The sequence below is a fragment of the Sphingomonas sediminicola genome (assembly GCF_049991885.1).
Lineage (GTDB): Bacteria > Pseudomonadota > Alphaproteobacteria > Sphingomonadales > Sphingomonadaceae > Sphingomicrobium > Sphingomicrobium sediminicola.
In genome coordinates, this window is record NZ_CP178916.1 from 1,371,825 (window position 1) to 1,390,479 (window position 18,655).

The 18,655-nt window shown below is 63.2% G+C and carries 20 protein-coding genes and 1 tRNA gene; 14 read left to right on the forward strand and 7 right to left on the reverse strand.

All coding sequences use genetic code 11. The annotated features are described in order from the left end of the window. Position 1: 1 nt before the first annotated feature. Positions 2–304 (reverse strand): antibiotic biosynthesis monooxygenase, encoded by a 303-nt coding sequence (locus tag ACMC5O_RS07100; protein WP_187709358.1) that lies wholly within the window; start codon positions 302–304, stop codon positions 2–4. A 57-nt stretch (positions 305–361) separates the two neighbouring features. Here ACMC5O_RS07100 and ACMC5O_RS07105 point away from each other — a divergent pair, with 57 nt between their 5' ends. Both ACMC5O_RS07105 and ACMC5O_RS07110 read left to right on the forward strand, forming a co-directional pair. Next, positions 362–2,524, forward strand: a complete 2,163-nt coding sequence (locus ACMC5O_RS07105) for a primosomal protein N' (protein WP_426693505.1) — start codon at positions 362–364, stop codon at positions 2,522–2,524. Between the two features lie 52 nt (positions 2,525–2,576). Further along, entirely contained in the window at positions 2,577–4,103 is a 1,527-nt protein-coding gene (locus ACMC5O_RS07110) for a hypothetical protein (protein ID WP_426693506.1), read from the forward strand. 5 nt (positions 4,104–4,108) lie between these two features. Here the strand turns inward: ACMC5O_RS07110 and ACMC5O_RS07115 are convergent, their stop codons facing one another. Then, entirely contained in the window at positions 4,109–5,149 is a 1,041-nt protein-coding gene (locus tag ACMC5O_RS07115) for a bifunctional transcriptional activator/DNA repair enzyme AdaA (protein WP_426693507.1), read from the reverse strand. A gap of 71 nt (positions 5,150–5,220) precedes the next feature. Here ACMC5O_RS07115 and ACMC5O_RS07120 point away from each other — a divergent pair, with 71 nt between their 5' ends. After that, positions 5,221–6,066: an endonuclease/exonuclease/phosphatase family protein gene (locus ACMC5O_RS07120; protein ID WP_187709354.1), complete on the forward strand. Its 846-nt coding sequence runs from the start codon at positions 5,221–5,223 to the stop codon at positions 6,064–6,066. Here the strand turns inward: ACMC5O_RS07120 and ACMC5O_RS07125 are convergent. Then, entirely contained in the window at positions 6,049–6,531 is a 483-nt protein-coding gene (locus tag ACMC5O_RS07125; RefSeq protein ID WP_343070224.1) for a DUF1203 domain-containing protein, read from the reverse strand. The two genes, ACMC5O_RS07120 and ACMC5O_RS07125, sit on opposite strands and share 18 nt — an antisense overlap. A 196-nt stretch (positions 6,532–6,727) precedes the next feature. On the opposite strand from ACMC5O_RS07125, the gene ACMC5O_RS07130 reads away from it, so the two are divergent. From ACMC5O_RS07130 to ACMC5O_RS07165, 8 genes are all read left to right on the forward strand, one after another. Beyond that, the gene (locus tag ACMC5O_RS07130) at positions 6,728–7,282 is read left to right on the forward strand and encodes a F0F1 ATP synthase subunit delta (protein ID WP_426692605.1); all 555 of its coding nucleotides are present in this window, start codon (positions 6,728–6,730) and stop codon (positions 7,280–7,282) included. Between the two features lie 2 nt (positions 7,283–7,284). Then, positions 7,285–8,814, forward strand: a complete 1,530-nt coding sequence (gene atpA, locus ACMC5O_RS07135; RefSeq protein WP_187709352.1) for a F0F1 ATP synthase subunit alpha — start codon at positions 7,285–7,287, stop codon at positions 8,812–8,814. A 1-nt stretch (position 8,815) separates the two neighbouring features. After that, on the forward strand, positions 8,816–9,703 hold the full coding sequence (locus tag ACMC5O_RS07140; protein ID WP_187709351.1) for a F0F1 ATP synthase subunit gamma: 888 nt from the start codon (positions 8,816–8,818) through the stop codon (positions 9,701–9,703). A 27-nt stretch (positions 9,704–9,730) separates the two neighbouring features. Continuing rightward, positions 9,731–11,260 carry a F0F1 ATP synthase subunit beta gene (atpD, locus tag ACMC5O_RS07145; RefSeq protein WP_187709350.1) on the forward strand — a complete coding sequence of 510 codons (1,530 nt, stop codon included), beginning with the start codon at positions 9,731–9,733 and terminating at the stop codon, positions 11,258–11,260. Positions 11,261–11,266: 6 nt separating this feature from the next. Further along, positions 11,267–11,452: a glutathione S-transferase gene (locus ACMC5O_RS07150; protein ID WP_187709349.1), complete on the forward strand. Its 186-nt coding sequence runs from the start codon at positions 11,267–11,269 to the stop codon at positions 11,450–11,452. Then, positions 11,452–11,712 carry an ATP synthase F1 subunit epsilon gene (locus ACMC5O_RS07155; RefSeq protein WP_187709348.1) on the forward strand — a complete coding sequence of 87 codons (261 nt, stop codon included), beginning with the start codon at positions 11,452–11,454 and terminating at the stop codon, positions 11,710–11,712. Before ACMC5O_RS07150 ends, ACMC5O_RS07155 begins: the two co-directional genes overlap by 1 nt. Positions 11,713–11,822: 110 nt before the next feature. Beyond that, positions 11,823–13,349, forward strand: a complete 1,527-nt coding sequence (locus ACMC5O_RS07160) for a CpaF family protein (RefSeq protein ID WP_187709347.1) — start codon at positions 11,823–11,825, stop codon at positions 13,347–13,349. 62 nt (positions 13,350–13,411) lie between these two features. Beyond that, positions 13,412–14,176, forward strand: a complete 765-nt coding sequence (locus tag ACMC5O_RS07165) for a prolyl oligopeptidase family serine peptidase (RefSeq protein ID WP_187709346.1) — start codon at positions 13,412–13,414, stop codon at positions 14,174–14,176. Here the strand turns inward: ACMC5O_RS07165 and ACMC5O_RS07170 are convergent. Together ACMC5O_RS07170 and ACMC5O_RS07175 are read right to left on the reverse strand one after the other, a co-directional pair. Continuing rightward, on the reverse strand, positions 14,169–14,645 hold the full coding sequence (locus tag ACMC5O_RS07170) for a DUF2267 domain-containing protein (RefSeq protein WP_426692606.1): 477 nt from the start codon (positions 14,643–14,645) through the stop codon (positions 14,169–14,171). The two genes, ACMC5O_RS07165 and ACMC5O_RS07170, sit on opposite strands and share 8 nt — an antisense overlap. A gap of 134 nt (positions 14,646–14,779) precedes the next feature. Beyond that, positions 14,780–14,854 (reverse strand) — tRNA-Val (locus tag ACMC5O_RS07175). Between the two features lie 92 nt (positions 14,855–14,946). Between ACMC5O_RS07175 and ACMC5O_RS07180 the strand changes: the two genes are divergently transcribed. Further along, positions 14,947–15,669 carry a hypothetical protein gene (locus ACMC5O_RS07180; RefSeq protein WP_246444440.1) on the forward strand — a complete coding sequence of 241 codons (723 nt, stop codon included), beginning with the start codon at positions 14,947–14,949 and terminating at the stop codon, positions 15,667–15,669. Positions 15,670–15,689: 20 nt separating this feature from the next. Here the strand turns inward: ACMC5O_RS07180 and cpdR are convergent, their stop codons facing one another. Then, positions 15,690–16,067 (reverse strand): cell cycle two-component system response regulator CpdR, encoded by a 378-nt coding sequence (gene cpdR, locus ACMC5O_RS07185; RefSeq protein WP_187709345.1) that lies wholly within the window; start codon positions 16,065–16,067, stop codon positions 15,690–15,692. 96 nt (positions 16,068–16,163) lie between these two features. Between cpdR and ACMC5O_RS07190 the strand changes: the two genes are divergently transcribed. Continuing rightward, positions 16,164–16,997: an N-formylglutamate amidohydrolase gene (locus tag ACMC5O_RS07190; protein WP_187709344.1), complete on the forward strand. Its 834-nt coding sequence runs from the start codon at positions 16,164–16,166 to the stop codon at positions 16,995–16,997. A 164-nt stretch (positions 16,998–17,161) separates the two neighbouring features. Here the strand turns inward: ACMC5O_RS07190 and ACMC5O_RS07195 are convergent, their stop codons facing one another. Then, positions 17,162–17,953, reverse strand: coding sequence for a SapC family protein (locus tag ACMC5O_RS07195; RefSeq protein WP_187709343.1), 792 nt, complete (start codon positions 17,951–17,953; stop codon positions 17,162–17,164). A 204-nt stretch (positions 17,954–18,157) separates the two neighbouring features. Between ACMC5O_RS07195 and ACMC5O_RS07200 the strand changes: the two genes are divergently transcribed. Next, entirely contained in the window at positions 18,158–18,580 is a 423-nt protein-coding gene (locus ACMC5O_RS07200) for a hypothetical protein (RefSeq protein ID WP_426692607.1), read from the forward strand. Positions 18,581–18,655: the final 75 nt, after the last annotated feature.

Genomic DNA, 18,655 nt, shown 5'->3' on the forward strand with positions numbered 1-18,655 from the left:
TTCAGCCTTCGATCACCTGAAAGTGCGTAACCTCGGGCTCCAGTTCGAGGAGGAAGTCGGGGTCGAAGTCGTAAAATTTCGCCTTCGCAATGTCGTCCCCGGCAAAGCGGTGGATCGCCCCGAGATCGTCCCACAGGGTGAACATCTCGACATGGACGACATCGCCCGCGCGGCGGTGCAGGCACCACGCCCCGCGGTTCCCTTCGGTTGATCGGTAATCGGCCAAGCCTACATCGTTCATCAGCCGGAGATATTCTCCGGCCTTCGAACCGGGCACCCGCCCGTGCCAGCGTCTTGCAATCATCGGACTAGTCCTCTTGTTAGAGGTCCTCGTCCCGCAACCCCGAAGTCCCCTTAGCCGATGAACCGCGCCCGTGTCGTTACCCTCAATGCAGCGCTCGGGCCGCTCGACTATCGAGTGCCCGACGACATGCACGTCGAGCCAGGGACGGTTCTGGTCGCGCCGCTCGGGCCGCGGCAACTTCTGGGCGTCGCCTGGGAGCCGGAGCGGCTACCGACTGAAGAGGTAGGTGACAATCGACTCCGGCCGATCATCGGAACCTTGGATGTCCCGCCGATCGCTACCCCGCTGCGGCGGCTCGCGGAGTGGACGGCGGATTACTATCTCTCGCCGCTCGCGTCGGTGCTCCGCATGATCCTTCCTTCGTCAAGTGCGCTCGAGGGCCCTCGACAGCTGACGGAGTACCGCCCGACCGGCTTTCAGCCCGACCGAATGACGCCGCAACGGCTTAAGGCCCTGGCCGCAATCGAAGGTCGCCAGGGCACCGTCCGCGAGCTCGCCGACCATGCCGAAGTCAGCGATGCAGTGATGCGCGGACTAGTGAATGCCGGCGCGTTGGAATCAGTCGCGGTCGAGGCCGACCGGCCCCTGCCCGTCCCCGATCCGGAATTCGCGCCGCCCGAGCTCAACGAGGAACAAGTCGAGGCGGCGGCAAGTCTTTCGTTCGCCATCGGCAAGGGCTTCGATCCGGTCCTGCTCGATGGCGTAACCGGGTCGGGCAAGACAGAAGTCTATTTCGAAGCGATCGCCGAATGTCTTAGGCAAGGGAAACAGGCGCTCGTCCTGCTTCCTGAAATCGCGCTGACCGAGCCGTTCCTGAAGCGCTTCACCAGCCGCTTCGGCTGTGAGCCGGTGGCCTGGCATTCGGACCTTCGCTCGTCGCAACGCCGCCGCGCCTGGCGTGCGATCGTCAGCGGCGAGGCCAAGGTTACCGTCGGCGCTCGCTCGTCGCTATTCCTGCCTTACGCGAAGCTCGGCCTGATCGTCGTCGACGAGGCGCACGAACCCAGCTTCAAGCAGGAGGAAGGCGTCCCGTACCACGCGCGCGACGTCGCGGTGATGCGCGGGAAGTTCGAGGACGTTCCGGTCATCCTTTCCTCCGCCACGCCAGCGATCGAGACGCGGCACATGGTCGAAATCGGCCGCTATCGCGAGGTGACGCTCAGCCGGCGATTTGCCGGTGCGAGCATGCCGGAAATCCGGGCAATCAATCTGACGGAAGATCCGCCGCTACGCGGGCGGTGGCTGGCGCCAAGCCTGGTGGCTGAACTGAAAGCCAATCTGGAACGAGGCGAACAGTCGCTGCTCTTCCTCAATCGACGCGGCTTTGCTCCGCTGACCCTCTGCCGCCATTGCGGCCATCGCTTCCAATGCCCGAACTGCACCGCGTGGATGGTTGAGCATCGGCTGATGGCCCGGCTTGCCTGTCATCACTGCGGGCACGTCATGCCGCCGCCCAAGGTCTGCCCGGAGTGCGGCGAGGAGGACAGCCTCGTTGCCTGCGGTCCCGGCGTCGAGCGAATTGCCGATGAGGTGGCGGCGCTCTTCCCGGATGCGCGGACCGCAATCGTCACGTCCGACACCATCTGGTCCCCGGCACGCGCCGCGGAATTCGTCGCCCAGATGGAAGCCGGAGCGATCGATATCGTGATCGGCACCCAGCTCGTCACCAAGGGCTATCACTTCCCCAACCTGACCCTGGTCGGCGTCGTCGATGCCGACCTCGGCCTTGCCGGCGGCGACCTCCGCGCAGCAGAGCGCAGCTTTCAGCAGATCCAGCAGGTCGCGGGCCGGGCCGGCCGCGGCGACAAGCCGGGCCGGGTGTTGGTGCAGACGCACGATCCGGAAGCTCCGGTCATTGCGGCGCTCGTTTCCGGAGATGCGCCCGGCTTCTACGCCGCTGAAACCGAAGCCCGCCGCGACGCCGCGATGCCGCCGTTCGGGCGACTGGCCGCGATCGTCGTGTCCGCAGAGGATTCCTCGCAAGCGGATTCCGTCGCCCGTCGCATCGGAAATGCCGCACCCAAGGTGGATGGAATGGCGGTCTTCGGTCCTGCCCCCGCCCCCCTCGCGATGCTTCGCGGCCGGCACCGCCAACGCCTTCTCGTTCACGCCGCCCGAAGTCTCGACGTGCAGGACGTCATCCGCGACTGGCTGGCCAAAATCGAATGGAGCCCGAAGGTCCGCGTGAGCGTCGACGTCGACCCCTACAGCTTCCTCTAGACAGCTGTTTTCGCTGCGCTAATTTCCCCTTGTTGATTGAGGGGAATCACAAATGTTTCTAAGGCTTGCAGCGTTGACGGCGCTCGCACTCGCGCCGTCGCAAGCACTGGCCCAGTGGAACGAGGCCAGAACCAACCACTTCATAATCTATTCCAAGCAGAAGCCGGATGCTTTGCGCGCCTATGCGACGGAGCTGGAGCGCTTCGACAGCGCCGTTCGGGCCGTGCGCCAGATGAAGGACCCGCCGCCCACCTCAACCAGCCGCCTTACGCTCTACACGCTGCGGGATTCGCAGGAAGTCTCGAACGTTACCGGGATCGGCGGCATCGCGGGCGTCTACTTCGGCCGCGCGTCTGGGCCCGTTTCCTTCGCCAACAGCGAACCGAAGCGGGATCGCTGGGATCTCGACGGCAGGACCGTCTTCTTCCACGAATATCTGCATCACCTGATGCTTCAGGACGCAACAGCCGCCTATCCGACGTGGATGGTCGAAGGCTATGCGGAGTTCTTCGCTCCGGCCGAACTGCTTCCGGATGGCTCGGTGGAATTCGGCGAGCCGCCGCATTACCGCGGCGCGTGGCTGCGCCTCCTTCGCGGAATGTCGCTGCCGGACATGCTCGGGGGCATCTATAATCAGACTACCGACGAGGAATGGATTTCCCAGTACAGCAGCGGCTGGCTGCTCGCCCATTATCTGGCGTTCGAGCCGTCGCGGCGCGGGCAAACGACCAAGTATGTAGACCTGATCCAGAAGGGCGTTCCGGCCCTTGATGCCGCGAAACAGTCGCTTGGGGATCTCAAGAAGCTCGAGAAGGAGCTCAACACTTATCGCGGTCGAGACACCCTGCCGACCCGCATCATCCCTGCTTCGATGATCAAGGTCGGCCCCGTTGAGGTGCGGACTCTTCGGGATGACGAGCAGGAAATTCTTCCGGTGCGCATGAAGCTGGAGGCGCAGATGGAGGATTCGGCTGCGGCTCGCATGGTGCTCGGGGGAGCAAGATCGGCAGCGGAGAAATTCCCCCGCAGTGCGATCGTAATGGAAACTCTCGCGCAGGCTGAATTCCAGGCAAGAAAATACGAAGAAGCATCGGTTGCCGCCGACCAGGCCCTGGCCTTGAATCCGAAGTCCTTCAAGGCGCTGATCTACAAGGGCCGCGCCGGGCTGGAGCTGGCAAAGAAAAATCCGAAGTCGGCGAATTGGACCGCAATCCGCAGCCATTTCTCGAAGGCCAACCGGCTGGACCTCAACTCGCCGGAGCCGCTCATGTACTATTACCAGAGCTTTGTAGAGGAAGGCGTGCCCCCGCCCGCACAGGCCATCGACGGGCTGCTGTTCGCGGTCGACCTAGTTCCCCAAGATGACGATCTCCGCCTGACAGCGGTCCGGCAACTACTCCGCGATACCGACGCGGCCGACGCGAAGGACCTGTTTGCCCCCATAGCCTTCAGTCCACATTTCCCGAGGGAAAAACGCCGTAACCTCGAGATCATGGAGAAGATCAAGGCGGGCGACGGAAAGGGCGCCCTCGTCATGCTCGAGGAAGACGAGAGAAAGCGACAGAAGGCGAAGCGTTAGCGTCCTCAGATCAGCAGCGGGTCGGCGCCCTCGGCCTTCAGAAGCTTACGCTTGCGGTCCAGGCCGCCGGCATAGCCGCCAAGCGAGCCGTCCGAGCGAATTACGCGATGGCAGGGAACGAGCACGGCGACCGGGTTCGAGCCGTTGGCAGTCCCGACCGCGCGCATTGCGCCCGGCTGACCGACCGCTCTCGCGATATCGGCGTAGCTGCGGGTCTGGCCGAGCGGAATCTTGCGGAGCTCGCGCCAGACGGCCTCCTGGAATGCCGTCCCACGCACATCGATCGGAAGCTCGGGAGCCGATTGCGGATGATCGATGGCGGTCAAAACACCTTCGATCAGGTCGGCCATCGATCCATCGTCCGCCACGAGATTGGCGTTCGGGAAGTTCCGGCGCAGCGCACTCTCGTCTTCCTCGAAAGTTAGGCGGCAAATGCCCTTCGGCGTCTTTGCCACCAGCAGCGGCCCAAGCGCACTGTCGACGACCGTCCAATGGATGGTTTCGCCACGGCCGCCATCGCGCCATGCCGAAGGAGTCATTCCGAGACGCTCCTTGGCGTCCGCGTAGAAACGGCTCGGACCGGAATAGCCGGCCTCGTAGATTGCTTCAGTCACCTGATCACTCTCCTCAAGAGCCTCGGCGGCGCGCTTTGCGCGAAGTCCCCGCCAGTATCCGGCTGGAGAGACACCGAGGGCGCGCGTAAAGACGCGCTGGAAATGGTGAGGCGCATAGCCGACGGCTTCGGCAAGGTCGGAAAGGCTGATCGCCTCTTCCGCCTGCTCGATCAGCTTCACCGCCTTGGTAACCGCAAGAGCCTCGCGACCCACCTCGTCCGGCTTGCAGCGCATGCAGGACCGATAGCCGGCTGCCCGCGCTCCAGCGGCGTCAAGGAAGAACTCGACATGCTCGCGTTTCGGGCGCCGCGCTGGGCAGCTCGGCTTGCAGTAGATGCCGGTCGTCCGGACTGCTCCGATTACTCGGCCATCCCAGCTGCGGTCGCGGCGCTCGAAGGCCGCCCAGGCCGCATCTGCATCTATGGTTTTCATCAACATGGACGTAGCATAGCGAGGCGGTCTAGGTCCTGCTTCCCATGGCTTGCTTTCAAACTAGGAAGATAGTGATCGCGGCGGTTGGCGCCATGACGATCGGTGCTGCGCCTGCAGCAAAAACCTGCCCTCCGCTGCGGGTGATGACCTACAACACTCGCCTCGATCTCGAATCCGACGGGATCAACCGCTGGTCCGCCCGCCGCGACCAGTTCATCGGACAAATCAAGATGATGAAGCCGGCTATCTTGGGGCTGCAGGAAGTGGTGCGGGGGCAGCAGGCCGACCTCGAACATGCCTTTCCCGATTACTCCTTTCTCGGGCTGCCTCGTGAAAGCGGTCCTATGGGCGAGTCTTCCAATGTCGCCTTCGATCGTACCGTCTTTCAGCTTAAGTCGAGCGGCACCTTCTGGCTCTCAGAGACACCGGACAAGCCGTCGAAAGGTTGGGACTCAGCTTACAGCCGTACCGCGACTTGGGCGCATCTCGTCCGGCGCAGCGACGGGAAGCGCTTCGTCGCGGTCAACACGCATCTGGACAATGAGGGGAAAGTAGCGCGCCTCGAAGGAGCACGGCAGATTCTTCGCTGGATTGCCGCGAAAAAGGCGCCTGGCGAATCAGTCATCGTCACCGGCGATTTCAATACCGAGCCGGGCACACCGCCCGTGCAGGCAATGACCCATTCAGCGCTCGGCCTTCGGGATGCGCACGACGCGACCCGCTCGATACCAGTGGGCCCGGAAGGAACCTGGAATGATTTCCAGACGCTTCCGAAGGAAAGCAGCCGGATCGATTTCGTATTCGTCAGTCCGCAGCTTAATATCGAACGCTACGCGGTGCTCGCCTGGCATTACGAAGGCGGCCGGCCGGCATCCGACCATTTCCCGGTCGTGGCCGACCTAAGCAGCTGCCGTTGAGCGCTCGATCCGGGCTGAGAAGCAGCCGCGGGTCGCGTTGTGCGCGTCAATGTGATCGACGGCTTTGTTGTCGAACAGGCGGCGGATAACGCCATCGGCCTCGCCCGGCTGGGCAAGCGCGGCATCGACCATCATTCCATTGTCGTCGAATGCGCGGAGTGAGAGGATTCGCTTTTCGAAGACGGGCGGGATCTGGTCGATATATTCAGCCGCTTCTTCTTCGCCTTCCGTGACAAAGATGGCGTGGGCGGCGCGGTAGGGATTGTCGACGTCGTGGCTGACATGATTGAGAAGAAGCACTGACTCCCCGATCTCGCGGTCGGTCAGGCTAACCCGGCACGGGAAGGTCGGGCTGCTGACCGTCATGCGGACGATCCCACGGCCGGCGAGCTCGTCATCGCTCATGCCGAACAGCGGCTTGTAGGGAGCAGGATCCAGGCCGGTAACGCGATAGGTCATCATCATCTCCTTGTTGGAGATCCATTACCGCCTGGCGCAGAGCGCTGCTTCCCGCCGATTGCGTTCAAACCGCGCCCACCCGCCTTGCATCCTGGAAGACCCCCTGCTAGTGGCGCGCCAACTCATGGGGGCGTGCGGGTCTAACCTGCGGCAGCGCCCCATTTTTCATGGGGCAAATTCCAGTTCTGGAGCTTTAAGCGCGGTGGAAACATCCAGCGGCATACAGGCTAGCTTAGCGGGGCGCTATGCGTCTGCTTTGTTCAACCTGGCTCGCGACGAACGGCAGATTGATGCGGTGGGTCAGAGCCTTGGGCTTCTGGCGCAGGCGCTGGTGGATTCGCGCGATTTCGCGGAGCTCACTTCGAGCCCGCTGATCGACCGCGCGGAGGCCGGGAAGGCGTTCGCGGCAGTCGCCAAGCAGCTCTCGCTCGATCCGATAACGGCCAATTTCCTCGGCGTGCTCGCCAGGAACGGTCGCAAGAACCAGCTTCAGAACGTGATCCGTGCGTTCCGCCGCCTCGCTGCCGAGCACCGCGGTGAGACCACTGCCGAGGTCGTGACTGCGCACCCGCTCAAGGACGACCAACTTTCGGCGCTGAAGCAGCAGCTTCGCGCTCGCGCCGGTCGCGACGTTGCGATCGAAACGAGCATCGACCCTGAAATCCTGGGTGGGATCGTGATCAAGATGGGCAGCCAGATGATCGACGCATCCATCCGCACCAAACTCAACAAACTCGCCGAGGCGATGAAAGGCTGAATATGGACATCCGCGCCGCTGAAATTTCCCGCGTAATCCGCGACCAGATCGCGAATTTCGATGCCGACGCGCAGGTATCCGAAGTCGGCACCGTGCTGTCGGTCGGCGACGGCATCGCCCGCATCCACGGCCTCGACAACGTCCAGGCCGGCGAGATGGTCGAGTTTGACGGCGGCATCAAAGGCATGGCGCTCAACCTCGAAGCCGACAACGTCGGCGTCGTCATCTTCGGTTCGGACTCCACCATTCGCGAAGGTTCGACCGCCAAGCGCACCGGCACCATCGTCGACGTTCCGATCGGCAAGGGCCTGCTTGGCCGCGTCGTCGACGCTCTCGGCAACCCGATCGACGGCAAGGGCCCGATCGAAGGCGCGGAGCGCCGCCGCGTTGAAATGAAGGCTCCGGGCATCATTCCGAGGAAGTCGGTTCACGAGCCTGTGCAAACCGGCCTCAAGGCGCTCGACGCCCTGGTTCCGATCGGCCGCGGCCAGCGCGAGCTGATCATCGGCGATCGCCAGACCGGCAAGACCGCCGTCGCGCTCGACACCTTCATCAACCAGAAGGAAATCAACAAGTCGGGCAAGGAGAGCGAGAAGCTCTACTGCATCTACGTTGCGATCGGTCAGAAGCGTTCGACCGTCGCGCAGATCGTCCGCGCGCTCGAAGAGAATGGCGCGATGGAATATTCCATCGTCGTCGCGGCGACCGCGTCCGAGCCTGCTCCGCTGCAGTTCCTTGCGCCCTACACCGGCGCCGCAATGGGCGAATATTTCCGCGACAACGGCATGCATGCCGTGATCGTTTACGACGACCTTTCCAAGCAGGCGGTTGCTTACCGCCAGATGTCGCTCCTGCTCCGCCGCCCGCCGGGCCGCGAAGCCTATCCGGGCGACGTCTTCTATCTCCACAGCCGCCTGCTCGAGCGTGCAGCGAAGATGAATGACGACAACGGCGGTGGCTCGCTGACCGCTCTGCCGATCATCGAGACGCAGGCAGGCGACGTGTCGGCCTACATTCCGACCAACGTCATCTCGATCACCGACGGCCAGATCTTCCTCGAGACGGACCTGTTCTACCAAGGCATCCGTCCGGCGATTAACGTCGGTCTTTCAGTCAGCCGCGTCGGCTCGGCCGCGCAGACCAAGGCGATGAAGAAGGTCGCCGGCTCGATCAAGCTGGAGCTCGCGCAGTACCGCGAGATGGCCGCCTTCGCTCAGTTCGGCTCGGACCTCGACGCCTCGACGCAGAAGCTTCTCGCTCGCGGCGCCCGCCTGACCGAGCTGCTGAAGCAGCCACAATATGCACCGATGCCGGTCGAAGAGCAGGTCGCCTCGATCTACTCGGGCACGCAGGGCTTCCTCGACAAGGTCGATACCAAGGACGTCGTCCGCTACGAGGCCGCGATGCTCAGCTACCTTCGCAACGAGAAGGCCGACATCCTCAAGGCGATCCGCGACAGCAAGGCGCTCGACGACGACACCGCCGCCAAGCTCAAGGACGCGCTGACCGAGTTCGGGAAGACGTTCGCATAAGATGGCCAGCCTAAAGGCCCTCAAGCTTCGCATCGGCTCGGTGAAGTCGACGCAGAAGATCACCAAGGCGATGAAGATGGTCGCCGCGGCGAAGCTGCGCCGTGCGCAGCAGAACGCCGAGGCCGGCCGTCCCTACTCGACCCGCATGAACGGTGTTGTGTCCTCGCTCGCGTCGAAAGTCGCTCGTAGCCCGCAGAGTCCCAAGCTCCTCGCGGGAACGGGCAAAGAAGACACGCATCTGATCGTGGTCGCCACCAGCGACCGCGGCCTGGCAGGCGCCTTCAACAGCAACGTCGTCCGCGCTGCTCGCCGCAAGGCCGACGAGCTAGCCGCCCAAGGCAAGACGGTCTTCTTCTACATCGTTGGCCGCAAGGGCCGTCCGGTCATCCAGCGCTTTTATCCGAAGGGCATCATCGCCCAGTACGATACGAGCGGAATGAAGGCCCCGACCTATGCGGACGCACAGGCGATCGCGAAAGACCTGATCGACCGCTATACGACCGACGGAATCGACGTGGTGCACCTCGCCTACGCGAATTTCCGCTCGACGCTCGTTCAGGAGCCGACGGTCGACCAGATCATCCCGGTCGCAGTGCCCGCCGCCAACGACGCAGGCACTGGCACGGCGTCGCTTGCTGCGGTCGAGTATGAGCCGGACGAGGAAGAGATCCTCGCCGACCTGCTGCCGCGCAATATCGCGATCCAAATCTATCGAGCATTGCTCGAGAACCAGGCCGGTTTCTACGGCTCGCAGATGACCGCGATGGACAATGCGACCCGCAATGCCGGCGACATGATCAACCGCCTGTCGATTCAGTACAATCGTCAGCGCCAAGCCGCGATCACGACCGAGCTCGTCGAAATCATCTCCGGCGCAGAAGCGCTCTAACCGAACACGAAGCCAAGGAAGACAGACATGGCAACCGCCGCTCCCGAGACCAAGCCCCGCAGCCGAGCCAAGAAGGCCGACGCGCCCGCGTCCGGCTCCGGTGCAGCTGCCGAGCAGCAGACCGGCAACCTCGTCGGCCGCGTCGCGCAGGTGATCGGCGCCGTCGTCGACGTCGCGTTCGAGGGTGAGCTTCCGCCGATCCTCGCCGCGCTTGAGACCGACAATGGCGGCAACCGCCTCGTCCTCGAGGTTGCTCAGCACCTCGGCGAGAACGTCGTTCGCACGATCGCCATGGACTCCACCGACGGCCTGACCCGCGGCCAGACCGTCAAGGCGACCGGTTCGCAGATCCGCGTTCCCGTCGGCCCGAAGACGCTCGGCCGTATCATGAACGTCATCGGCGAGCCGATCGACGAGCGCGGCCCGATCGGCAGCGACATGACCGCCTCGATCCACGCCGATGCTCCGGCATTCGTCGATCAGTCGACCGAAGCTGCCATCCTGGTCACCGGCATCAAGGTCATCGACCTGCTCGCTCCGTACGCGAAGGGCGGCAAGATCGGCCTGTTCGGCGGCGCGGGCGTCGGCAAGACCGTGCTCATCCAGGAACTGATCAACAACATCGCCAAGGGCCACGGCGGCGTATCCGTGTTTGCCGGCGTCGGCGAGCGCACCCGCGAAGGTAACGACCTCTATCACGAGTTCCTCGACGCGGGCGTCATCGCCAAGGACGCCGATGGCAACCCGACGCCTGAAGGATCGAAGGTCGCGCTCGTGTTCGGCCAGATGAACGAGCCGCCGGGAGCCCGCGCTCGCGTCGCTCTATCGGGTCTGACGCAGGCCGAATATTTCCGCGACCAGGAAGGCCAGGACGTCCTGTTCTTCGTCGACAACATCTTCCGCTTCACGCAGGCCGGTTCGGAAGTGTCGGCGCTTCTAGGCCGTATTCCTTCGGCCGTGGGTTATCAGCCGACCCTTGCAACCGACATGGGCACCCTCCAGGAGCGCATCACGTCGACCAATAAGGGCTCGATCACTTCGGTGCAGGCCATTTACGTTCCGGCCGACGACTTGACCGACCCGGCGCCGGCCACCTCCTTCGCCCACCTTGACGCCACCACGACGCTGTCGCGCGCGATTTCGGAACTGGGCATCTACCCGGCCGTCGATCCGCTCGACTCCGTCAGCCGTGTTCTGACCCCGGCCGTCGTAGGCCAGGAGCACTACGAGGTTGCTCGTGCGGTCCAGGAGACGCTGCAGAAGTACAAGTCGCTGCAGGACATCATCGCGATCCTCGGCATGGACGAACTTTCCGAAGAGGATAAGCTGGTCGTCAGCCGCGCCCGCAAGATCCAGCGCTTCCTGTCGCAGCCGTTCCACGTCGCCGAGGTGTTCACCAACATCCCGGGCAAGTTCGTGCAGGTCGAAGACACGGTCCGCTCGTTCAAGGCGGTCGTGAACGGCGAGTACGATCACCTGCCGGAAGCCGCGTTCTACATGGTCGGCGGCATCGACGAGGCGGTCGCCAAGGCCGAGAAGCTCGCTCAGGAGGCCTAAGGGGAATTGGCTGACCAACTTCGCCTCGAGGATTGCGTGAATGACGTGTGTCCCTGGTCGGGGAAGCCGGTCAGCTCCGACAGCCTGACGCTCTACAAGGGCAAGGTCGTCGGCTTCTGCAACACGGGCTGCCGCGACAAGTTCGAAGCTGCCGCAGGCGCGTTCGACGCCGCGATTGAGGGTAAGAAGTAATGGCCGATCTGAAGTTCGAACTCGTGACGCCTGACAGGTTGGTCATGTCGGACGACGTCTACATGGTCGTCGTTCCGGGCACCGAGGGCGATTCCGGCATTCTTGCTGGTCACGCGCCCTACATGACGACCCTGCGTGACGGCGACCTGTCAGTCTATCGCTCTCAGGGCGCCCAGCCGGAGAAGATCGCTGTGACCGGAGGCTTCGCAGAGGTCAGCGAGCGTGGCCTTACGGTGCTCGCGGAGAGTGCAGGCGCCTGATTGCGCGACCCGCTTCGGAAGCGGACAAGCTAAACGCGGTTAGCTTTTTCTAAAAGTTTGAGTCCTATTCACCAAACCTGATTTCGGCGGAACCGCAGGAAACGGGTAGAATGAACGCATTCGGCAAACGTGGCGGCGCGGGCGGCAACGGTCGTCCACAATTTGGTGTCGCCAAACCGATGAAATCCTCCGGTGGAGCGGCGGCAGCGCCATCCGTCCCGGATGAGGCCGAACAATTCCCGCCCGTCAGCGACCTGACCGCCAGTCTTGACGGCGGCCTTCAGGAGCCGAACGAAGCCGGCACCGCGGCGATGGACCGCCTGAACAGCCGCCAGAACGCCAGCGGAGACGCAGCAAGCAGCAGGTCTGAGGGCTTCGAAGCCTCCGTCCACCGAATCAAGGAGCAGGTTCTTCCGCGCCTGCTCGAGCGCGTCGACCCCGAAGCCGCCGCCACGCTCAGCAAGGACGAGCTCGCCGAAGAATTCCGCCCGATCATCAGCGAAGTGCTCACCGAGCTGAAGATCAACCTCAACCGCCGCGAGCAGTTCGCTCTCGAGAAGGTCCTCGTCGACGAACTGCTCGGCCTCGGCCCGCTCGAGGAGCTCCTGGCCGACCCGGCCATCAGCGACATCATGGTCAACGGTCCCGAGCAGTGCTTCGTCGAACGCAAGGGCAAGCTCGAACTGGCGCAGATCCAGTTCCGTGACGAAGAGCATCTGTTCCAGATCGCCCAGCGCATCGTGAACAAGGTCGGCCGCCGCGTGGACCAGACGACGCCGCTCGCCGACGCTCGCCTTCAGGACGGCAGCCGCGTCAACGTGATTATTCCGCCGCTTTCGCTTCGCGGCACCGCCATTTCAATTCGTAAGTTCTCCGAAAAGCCGATCACGCTCGACATGATGAAGGGCTTCGGCTCCATGTCCGAGAAGATGGCGACGGTGCTGAAGATCGCTGGCGCAGCGCGGATGAACGTGATCATTTCCGGCGGTACCGGTTCCGGTAAAACGACGATGCTCAACGCCCTGTCGAAGATGATCGACCCGGGCGAACGCGTGATCACGATCGAAGACGCGGCCGAGCTTCGTCTTCAGCAGCCGCACTGGCTTCCGCTTGAGACACGTCCACCGAACCTCGAGGGGCAGGGCGCCATCACGATTCGCGACCTCGTCATTAACGCCCTGCGTATGCGTCCTGACCGCATCATCCTCGGCGAGATTCGCGGCCAGGAGTGTTTCGACCTTCTGGCGGCAATGAACACGGGTCACGACGGCTCGATGGCCACGCTTCACTCCAACAGCCCGCGCGAATGCCTGGCTCGTATGGAAAACATGGTCATGATGGGCGACATCAAGATCCCGAAGGAAGCGATTTCGCGGCAGATCGCGGATTCCGTCGACCTGATCGTGCAGGTGAAGCGCCTTCGCGACGGTTCACGCCGCACGACCAACGTTACCGAGGTGATCGGCATGGAGGGCGAGGTCATCGTCACCCAGGAACTGTTTAAGTTCGAGTATCTGGACGAGACAGCGGACGGAAAGATCCTAGGCGAATATCGCTCGATGGGCCTACGTCCGTACACGCTCGAGAAGGCCAAGCAGTTCGGCTTCGACCAACCGTACCTCGAGGCCTGCCTCTAAGGCATCGTCTTTCGCTTATTGCTGTGCAACGCTGCGGCGGTTCTTGATGAAGGAGCCGCCGCATGCGTTTCTGGGTCGCCGTTGCTCTGGCTGCATTGAGCCTGCCTTCGGCCGTCGATGCGAAAAAGACACCTGCCCAGCCGCCGGCCGTCGAAGGGCAAACCGTGCAGGCTCCCGTCGCAGAAGGCGGCTTCCCCTACCTGCTGTTCATTCCCAAGGGCTACAATGAGAGCGGAGCGGACCGCTGGCCGCTGGTCATCTTCCTGCACGGATCGGGCGAGCGCGGGACCGACATCAATGTCGTCAAGAAGCACGGACCGCCCATGCTCGTGGAGAAGAACCCTGCCTTCCCCTTCATCGTCATTTCGCCGCAGCTACCCGAACAGTCGGACACGATTGGTGAATATTGGCCGGTTCCGCCGCTCGAAGCGATCCTCGATCATGCGATGAAAACCCTCAGGGTCGATCCTTCGCGGGTCTACCTGACCGGCCTCAGCTTGGGCGGAATCGCGACCTGGGAATGGGGCACAACCCATCCCGAGCATTTTGCCGCTCTGGCGCCCGTGGCAGCCTTCGGAGACCCCAAGAAGGCCTGCAATGCGAAGGAGGTCCCTGTCTGGGCATTTCACGGCGACCATGACGACGCCGTCGACACGCGCGGGGACTTTGAAATGGTGGACGCTCTCAAGAAGTGCGGAGCAGCGCCTCGCCTGACCATCTATCCCAACACCGATCACTGGTCATGGGTGCCCGCCTACAACGACCCGGCGCTTTGGATGTGGCTGCTGGAGCAGCGGAAGCCGTTACCGGCCAAGCCCGCTAAATAACCGGCGTCACCTCGAGGACGGTCGCTTCGACGACGATCGCTTCGGCCTCATCCCACATCTGTCTCAGCCCTTTCGGCAGCGCCTGTTTCACGTGGTCGACCTGACCTTGCGAGATATGCCTGGATAACGTCCGGAAGACCGCGTTGACCGCCTTTTCGGGATCGACCGGTCGAGTGTCGCTGAGCCACTCCGCGACCTCGTCCACGAACTCCTCGCGGGTGCGGCACACCGCCGGCATCTTCGCCGGCTCGAACTGGTCGTAATAGACACCGCGGATCAGCAGCGGCAGCTGGGCCCCCAGATGGGCCGCAAGGTTGATCGAAAGCCGGTCGCGCAGCTTGTGAAGGACGGTTGAGAGCACCTTCCAGGCGACCTGCTTATCCGGCCCAAGATCCGCCATGATCTCCTTCAGCCAGACGTGCGTGATATCCAGTGTCTTATCGAAGACTTCGAGGCCGTTCGCGCTCATGGCCCCCTCTCCTTCCACACGGTTGGTGAGATACGCCGAATTGCGAACGTTCAGGCGCAACGGCGCGTTCCGCAACCCGACGCATTTCAGACGCGCATTGGGGCGCGGTCAGAAAACGGTGTTGAAGGGAAAAATGGTGGGCGTGGCAAGGATTGAACTTGCGACCCCTGCGATGTCAACACAGTGCTCTACCACTGAGCTACACGCCCACTCTGGAGCGGGCATGTAGAGAGCGGCGGCGGACCGCGCAACCCTTCGCGAACAGTGTCTTGCAGTTGCGCGGCGAGCGCCGAGATGAGAGATGACCGCCATGGGCACGGTTCGCATCGAAAGACGGTTCCGGGGTCCGCCGAAGACCGGAAACGGCGGTTACGTGGCGGGTCTCGTGGCGGCTGCCCTTGGTGGCTCCAATTGCACTGTAACGTTGAAGGCGCCGCCTCCCCTGGACCGTGATCTAACGCTCGAGACTGACGGCATCTCGGCCTCCCTCCTGCAAGATGACCAAATAGTGGTGACCGCCGCGAAGGGGCCCGTCGAAATAGACGTCCCGCCACCGCCGACCCTCACGGAAGCGCAGGATGCCGAGCCGCGCTTCTCGGGCCATTCGCATCATATCTTCCCGGGCTGCTTCGTCTGCGGGCCGGATCGTGAAGCCGGCGACGGCATGCGAATATTCCCGGGCGCGCTCCACGATCACGCCAATCGTGTCGCAGCGACCTGGACGCCCGACGATTCGGTGACCGGCGAAGACGGACTGGTCCGGCCGGAGTTCCTCTGGGCCGCGCTCGACTGCCCGGGTTACTTTGCGACCGAGGACAAGGCGGGCCTGGCTCTGCTGGGACGGATGTCGGCGGTGCTTCATCGAGCCGTCCACGCGGGCGAACCGCTCATCGTGACTGGCTGGCCAATCGACAGCGAGGGCAGGAAGCACCGCGTGGGAAGCGCGCTGCACGACAAGGACGGTCAGCTAGTCGCTGCGGCGACCGCTACCTGGATTACCCTGAATGAGGCGAAAGCCGCTTAAAGGCGGCCGAGCACATCTGCTTAGAGACGGCCGTGCTGATCTTCCGTCTGGAAGATCCGGTCGACCTCGGCAACGAGATCCTTCAGGTGAAATGGTTTGGACAGCAGCTTGGCGCCAGGAGTCGTTCGCCCACCCTGCAAGGCGACCGCTGCAAAGCCCGTGATGAACATCACGCGAATCTCGGGGTCGATTGCCGACGCTTTCTGGGCAAGCTCGATCCCGTCCATTTCCGGCATGACGATATCCGTCAGCAGAAGGTCGAAATGGTCGGTTTCGAGGAGCGGCATGGCTTCCGTCCCACACCCTACGGCAGACACCTCGTACCCGACACGCTGCAGCGCGCGCTGCAGATATTCGCGCATCGACGTATCGTCTTCTGCCAGTAGTATTTTCGCCATGCGGGACCTTATGCTCGGAACGTTTAAGATTTTCCAGCGTGATGGGTTCCGGTTGACCCGAAACGCGACAGTCGTAGACAGGATTCATTGACGTCGATGCCGCTATCTCCGCCGGCCATTCATCCGTGCAACGCCGAAGTCCCGGTGCTTCTTTCGGTGCCTCACGCCGGTCGCGACTATCCGAACTGGCTGATTTCGCTGAGCAAGGGGGGTGAGACGGCCCTGGCCGGGCTTGAAGATCCACTGGTGGACGAGTTGGTCGAGAGCGCGATCAACAAGGGCGTGGGCGCGGTTGTTGCGCAAACCCCCCGAGCCGCGATCGACTGCAATCGAGCCGAAGACGAGATCGACCCGACGGTCGTCCGCTCCGGGCCTCTTCCCTCGCTTAGCCCCCGCGCCCGCGGCGGACTCGGAATTGTGCCGGGACGAACGGCTTCCCACGGCTCGCTGTGGCGGCAGCCGATCCCCCGTTACGAGCTGGAGGAGCGGCTGACGCAGGCGCATCGCCCATATCATCGTGCGATCGAGGAGCAGCTGAATTGCCTGCTCGACAGGTTCGGCTGCGCGTTGCTGCTCGACTGCCATTCCATGCCTTCACCGGATAGCGGACCGTCGGTGATCATTGGCGATCGCTACGGGCACAGCGCTGGCCCGTGGGTGACGTCCGAGGCGGTGAAGATCGTGACTTCGATGGGCTTCCGGGTCGGGGTCAACCAGCCCTTCGCGGGCGGGCATGTCGTTCAGCGGCACGGATCGCCCGGCCGAGCCGTTCACGCCTTGCAAATCGAGATCGACCGCCGCTGTTATCTTCAGTCCAACTCGGTGCGGCGAAGCTCTGGCTTTCCAAAGGTTGCTCGATTGTTTGATGAGCTGGCGATGCGGCTGGGCCAATTCCTGCTGGACCGCCGCTTCTCCGAAGCCGCCGAATAAAAAGGGCCGCCCCGGCCATGCAGGCGGGGCGGCCCAGTTCAGGGAGGAAACGCACCCGCTGGGCACGTGGTCCGCACACCGCAAGGAGGGGGGCCAGGCGGCGGCGAACGTCCTTCAGATGGTTAGGCTGGGGGCCGAATTCAATTCGGCCCGCCGCGCGTCATTCACGCCTCGGCTGGAACCGGCTGCGGAGCGGCGATCGGGCCTTTGCCCTGTGCGACCTGCCGAGCGAACACCTCGCGAATCTGCGATAGTGAGAAGAGGTGCGCGTAGATGAGCGCGAGCATGCCGCTCTGGTTCATCTTGCGAAGCTCGTCACCGCGAAGCTCGCGCAGCTTCTCTTCGTCGACCATGCGGAAACCGCGATAGACGAACGGCTGCGGAGCGCCTTCGGGCTGGATGGCGACTTCGCCGTCCATGAGAAGGTCGCTGTTCTTCAGCTCCTGGATGAAGGCCGCAGTGCGCTGGCCGGCCGTCTCGAACTGCTCGCAGAACTGCAGAACCGCCTTCGTGGCTTCGGACGGCTGCTCACCGTCGAACAGCGCCTCACCTTCGGCAAACTCGCCGACCGCACCCGACGTCGGGTCGAAGCACAGCGACAGCTCGTCGCTGTCGGGCCGCAGGCGCGCCAGAAGGAACGGATAGCGGCGCATGTAGGCCGGAATGTAGACGCTCGGATCGTGCGGAAGTCCGGTCGAATCCAGGAATGCGTTCGCACCTTCGTTGAGGCCCATGAGCGCCAACGGAACCGGCTCGCCGCCGACGGAGAAGACGATCGGGTAGAAGCGCTGCAGAAGCGCGAACTCATCGACCGTAACCGGAACCGCATGGGTAGAACCCATCTCCGGCGCGCTCTCGATCCGGCGGATCTTCATGTTTCCATGCTGTCCGGCATTCAGAGCTTCGAGCTGATTGTAGAAAAGCGGCAATTCCTGTGTGGGCGCGGCAGTCGCCATTTTACGAGTTTCTCCTGGGTGCCGGCCCGAGCGCGCAGATGCGCACTTCCATCGGGCCGTTGAAATCGTCGCCGCGCTGTACTCATGGCCCTTGGCTTTCGCAAGCGCCGATAGGGGAGAGATCGGCTCGGGCGTTACCCGGACAATTCATTGATTGTTCAACGGACTGCCCGCAAGACCATGTCCGGGGATACAACTATCTTAATGCCATTCGCGTTCTTTCTTTCGCTGCTGCCGGCGATGTTCGGCTTCGCAACCGCCGAGCAGTCGGACCATGTGCGCACGCTCGTCGTCGAGCAGGAGGTGATCATGCGGATCCCCGTCCGTCCGCGCCCCGTTCAGCCCTTCGCATTTGAAGAGAAGAAGGGCCCGAAATGCCTGGATGCGAGCAGCATCCGCGGCGCCGCGCTTTCGGGACGTGAGACGGTCGATTTCCTGCTGTTCGACCGGAGGCGGTTCCGGGCCGAATTGTCCGAGGATTGCCCGGCGCTCGATTTCTACAACGGCTTCTATCTGACCCCGGAGGACGGCAAGATTTGCGTCCGGCGCGACGGCATCCACTCGCGCATCGGCCGTAGCTGTCGTATCGAGCGTTTTCGCCGGCTCGTGCCGAAGTTTCCGCGCTGATTCCTTGACAAGATTGAAAAGCGCGCCTTAGCCCCAATCTCATGGGAAGTGCCGCAACGAATGCGGCTACTCATC

Bases quoted from the DNA above. Each gene is read 5' to 3' on its own strand.
- ACMC5O_RS07110 (WP_426693506.1), top strand. From the start codon at position 2,577: ATGTTTCTAAGGCTTGCAGCGTTGACGGCGCTCGCACTCGCGCCGTCG.
- ACMC5O_RS07170 (WP_426692606.1), bottom strand. From the start codon at position 14,645: ATGAGCGCGAACGGCCTCGAAGTCTTCGATAAGACACTGGATATCACG.
- ACMC5O_RS07180 (WP_246444440.1), top strand. From the start codon at position 14,947: ATGACCGCCATGGGCACGGTTCGCATCGAAAGACGGTTCCGGGGTCCG.
- ACMC5O_RS07115 (WP_426693507.1), bottom strand. From the start codon at position 5,149: ATGAAAACCATAGATGCAGATGCGGCCTGGGCGGCCTTCGAGCGCCGC.
- atpD (WP_187709350.1), top strand. From the start codon at position 9,731: ATGGCAACCGCCGCTCCCGAGACCAAGCCCCGCAGCCGAGCCAAGAAG.
- ACMC5O_RS07105 (WP_426693505.1), top strand. From the start codon at position 362: ATGAACCGCGCCCGTGTCGTTACCCTCAATGCAGCGCTCGGGCCGCTC.
- ACMC5O_RS07155 (WP_187709348.1), top strand. From the start codon at position 11,452: ATGGCCGATCTGAAGTTCGAACTCGTGACGCCTGACAGGTTGGTCATG.
- ACMC5O_RS07160 (WP_187709347.1), top strand. From the start codon at position 11,823: ATGAACGCATTCGGCAAACGTGGCGGCGCGGGCGGCAACGGTCGTCCA.
- ACMC5O_RS07140 (WP_187709351.1), top strand. From the start codon at position 8,816: ATGGCCAGCCTAAAGGCCCTCAAGCTTCGCATCGGCTCGGTGAAGTCG.
- cpdR (WP_187709345.1), bottom strand. From the start codon at position 16,067: ATGGCGAAAATACTACTGGCAGAAGACGATACGTCGATGCGCGAATAT.
- ACMC5O_RS07125 (WP_343070224.1), bottom strand. From the start codon at position 6,531: ATGATGATGACCTATCGCGTTACCGGCCTGGATCCTGCTCCCTACAAG.
- ACMC5O_RS07100 (WP_187709358.1), bottom strand. From the start codon at position 304: ATGATTGCAAGACGCTGGCACGGGCGGGTGCCCGGTTCGAAGGCCGGA.
- ACMC5O_RS07190 (WP_187709344.1), top strand. From the start codon at position 16,164: ATGCCGCTATCTCCGCCGGCCATTCATCCGTGCAACGCCGAAGTCCCG.
- ACMC5O_RS07165 (WP_187709346.1), top strand. From the start codon at position 13,412: ATGCGTTTCTGGGTCGCCGTTGCTCTGGCTGCATTGAGCCTGCCTTCG.
- ACMC5O_RS07200 (WP_426692607.1), top strand. From the start codon at position 18,158: ATGCCATTCGCGTTCTTTCTTTCGCTGCTGCCGGCGATGTTCGGCTTC.
- ACMC5O_RS07195 (WP_187709343.1), bottom strand. From the start codon at position 17,953: ATGGCGACTGCCGCGCCCACACAGGAATTGCCGCTTTTCTACAATCAG.
- atpA (WP_187709352.1), top strand. From the start codon at position 7,285: ATGGACATCCGCGCCGCTGAAATTTCCCGCGTAATCCGCGACCAGATC.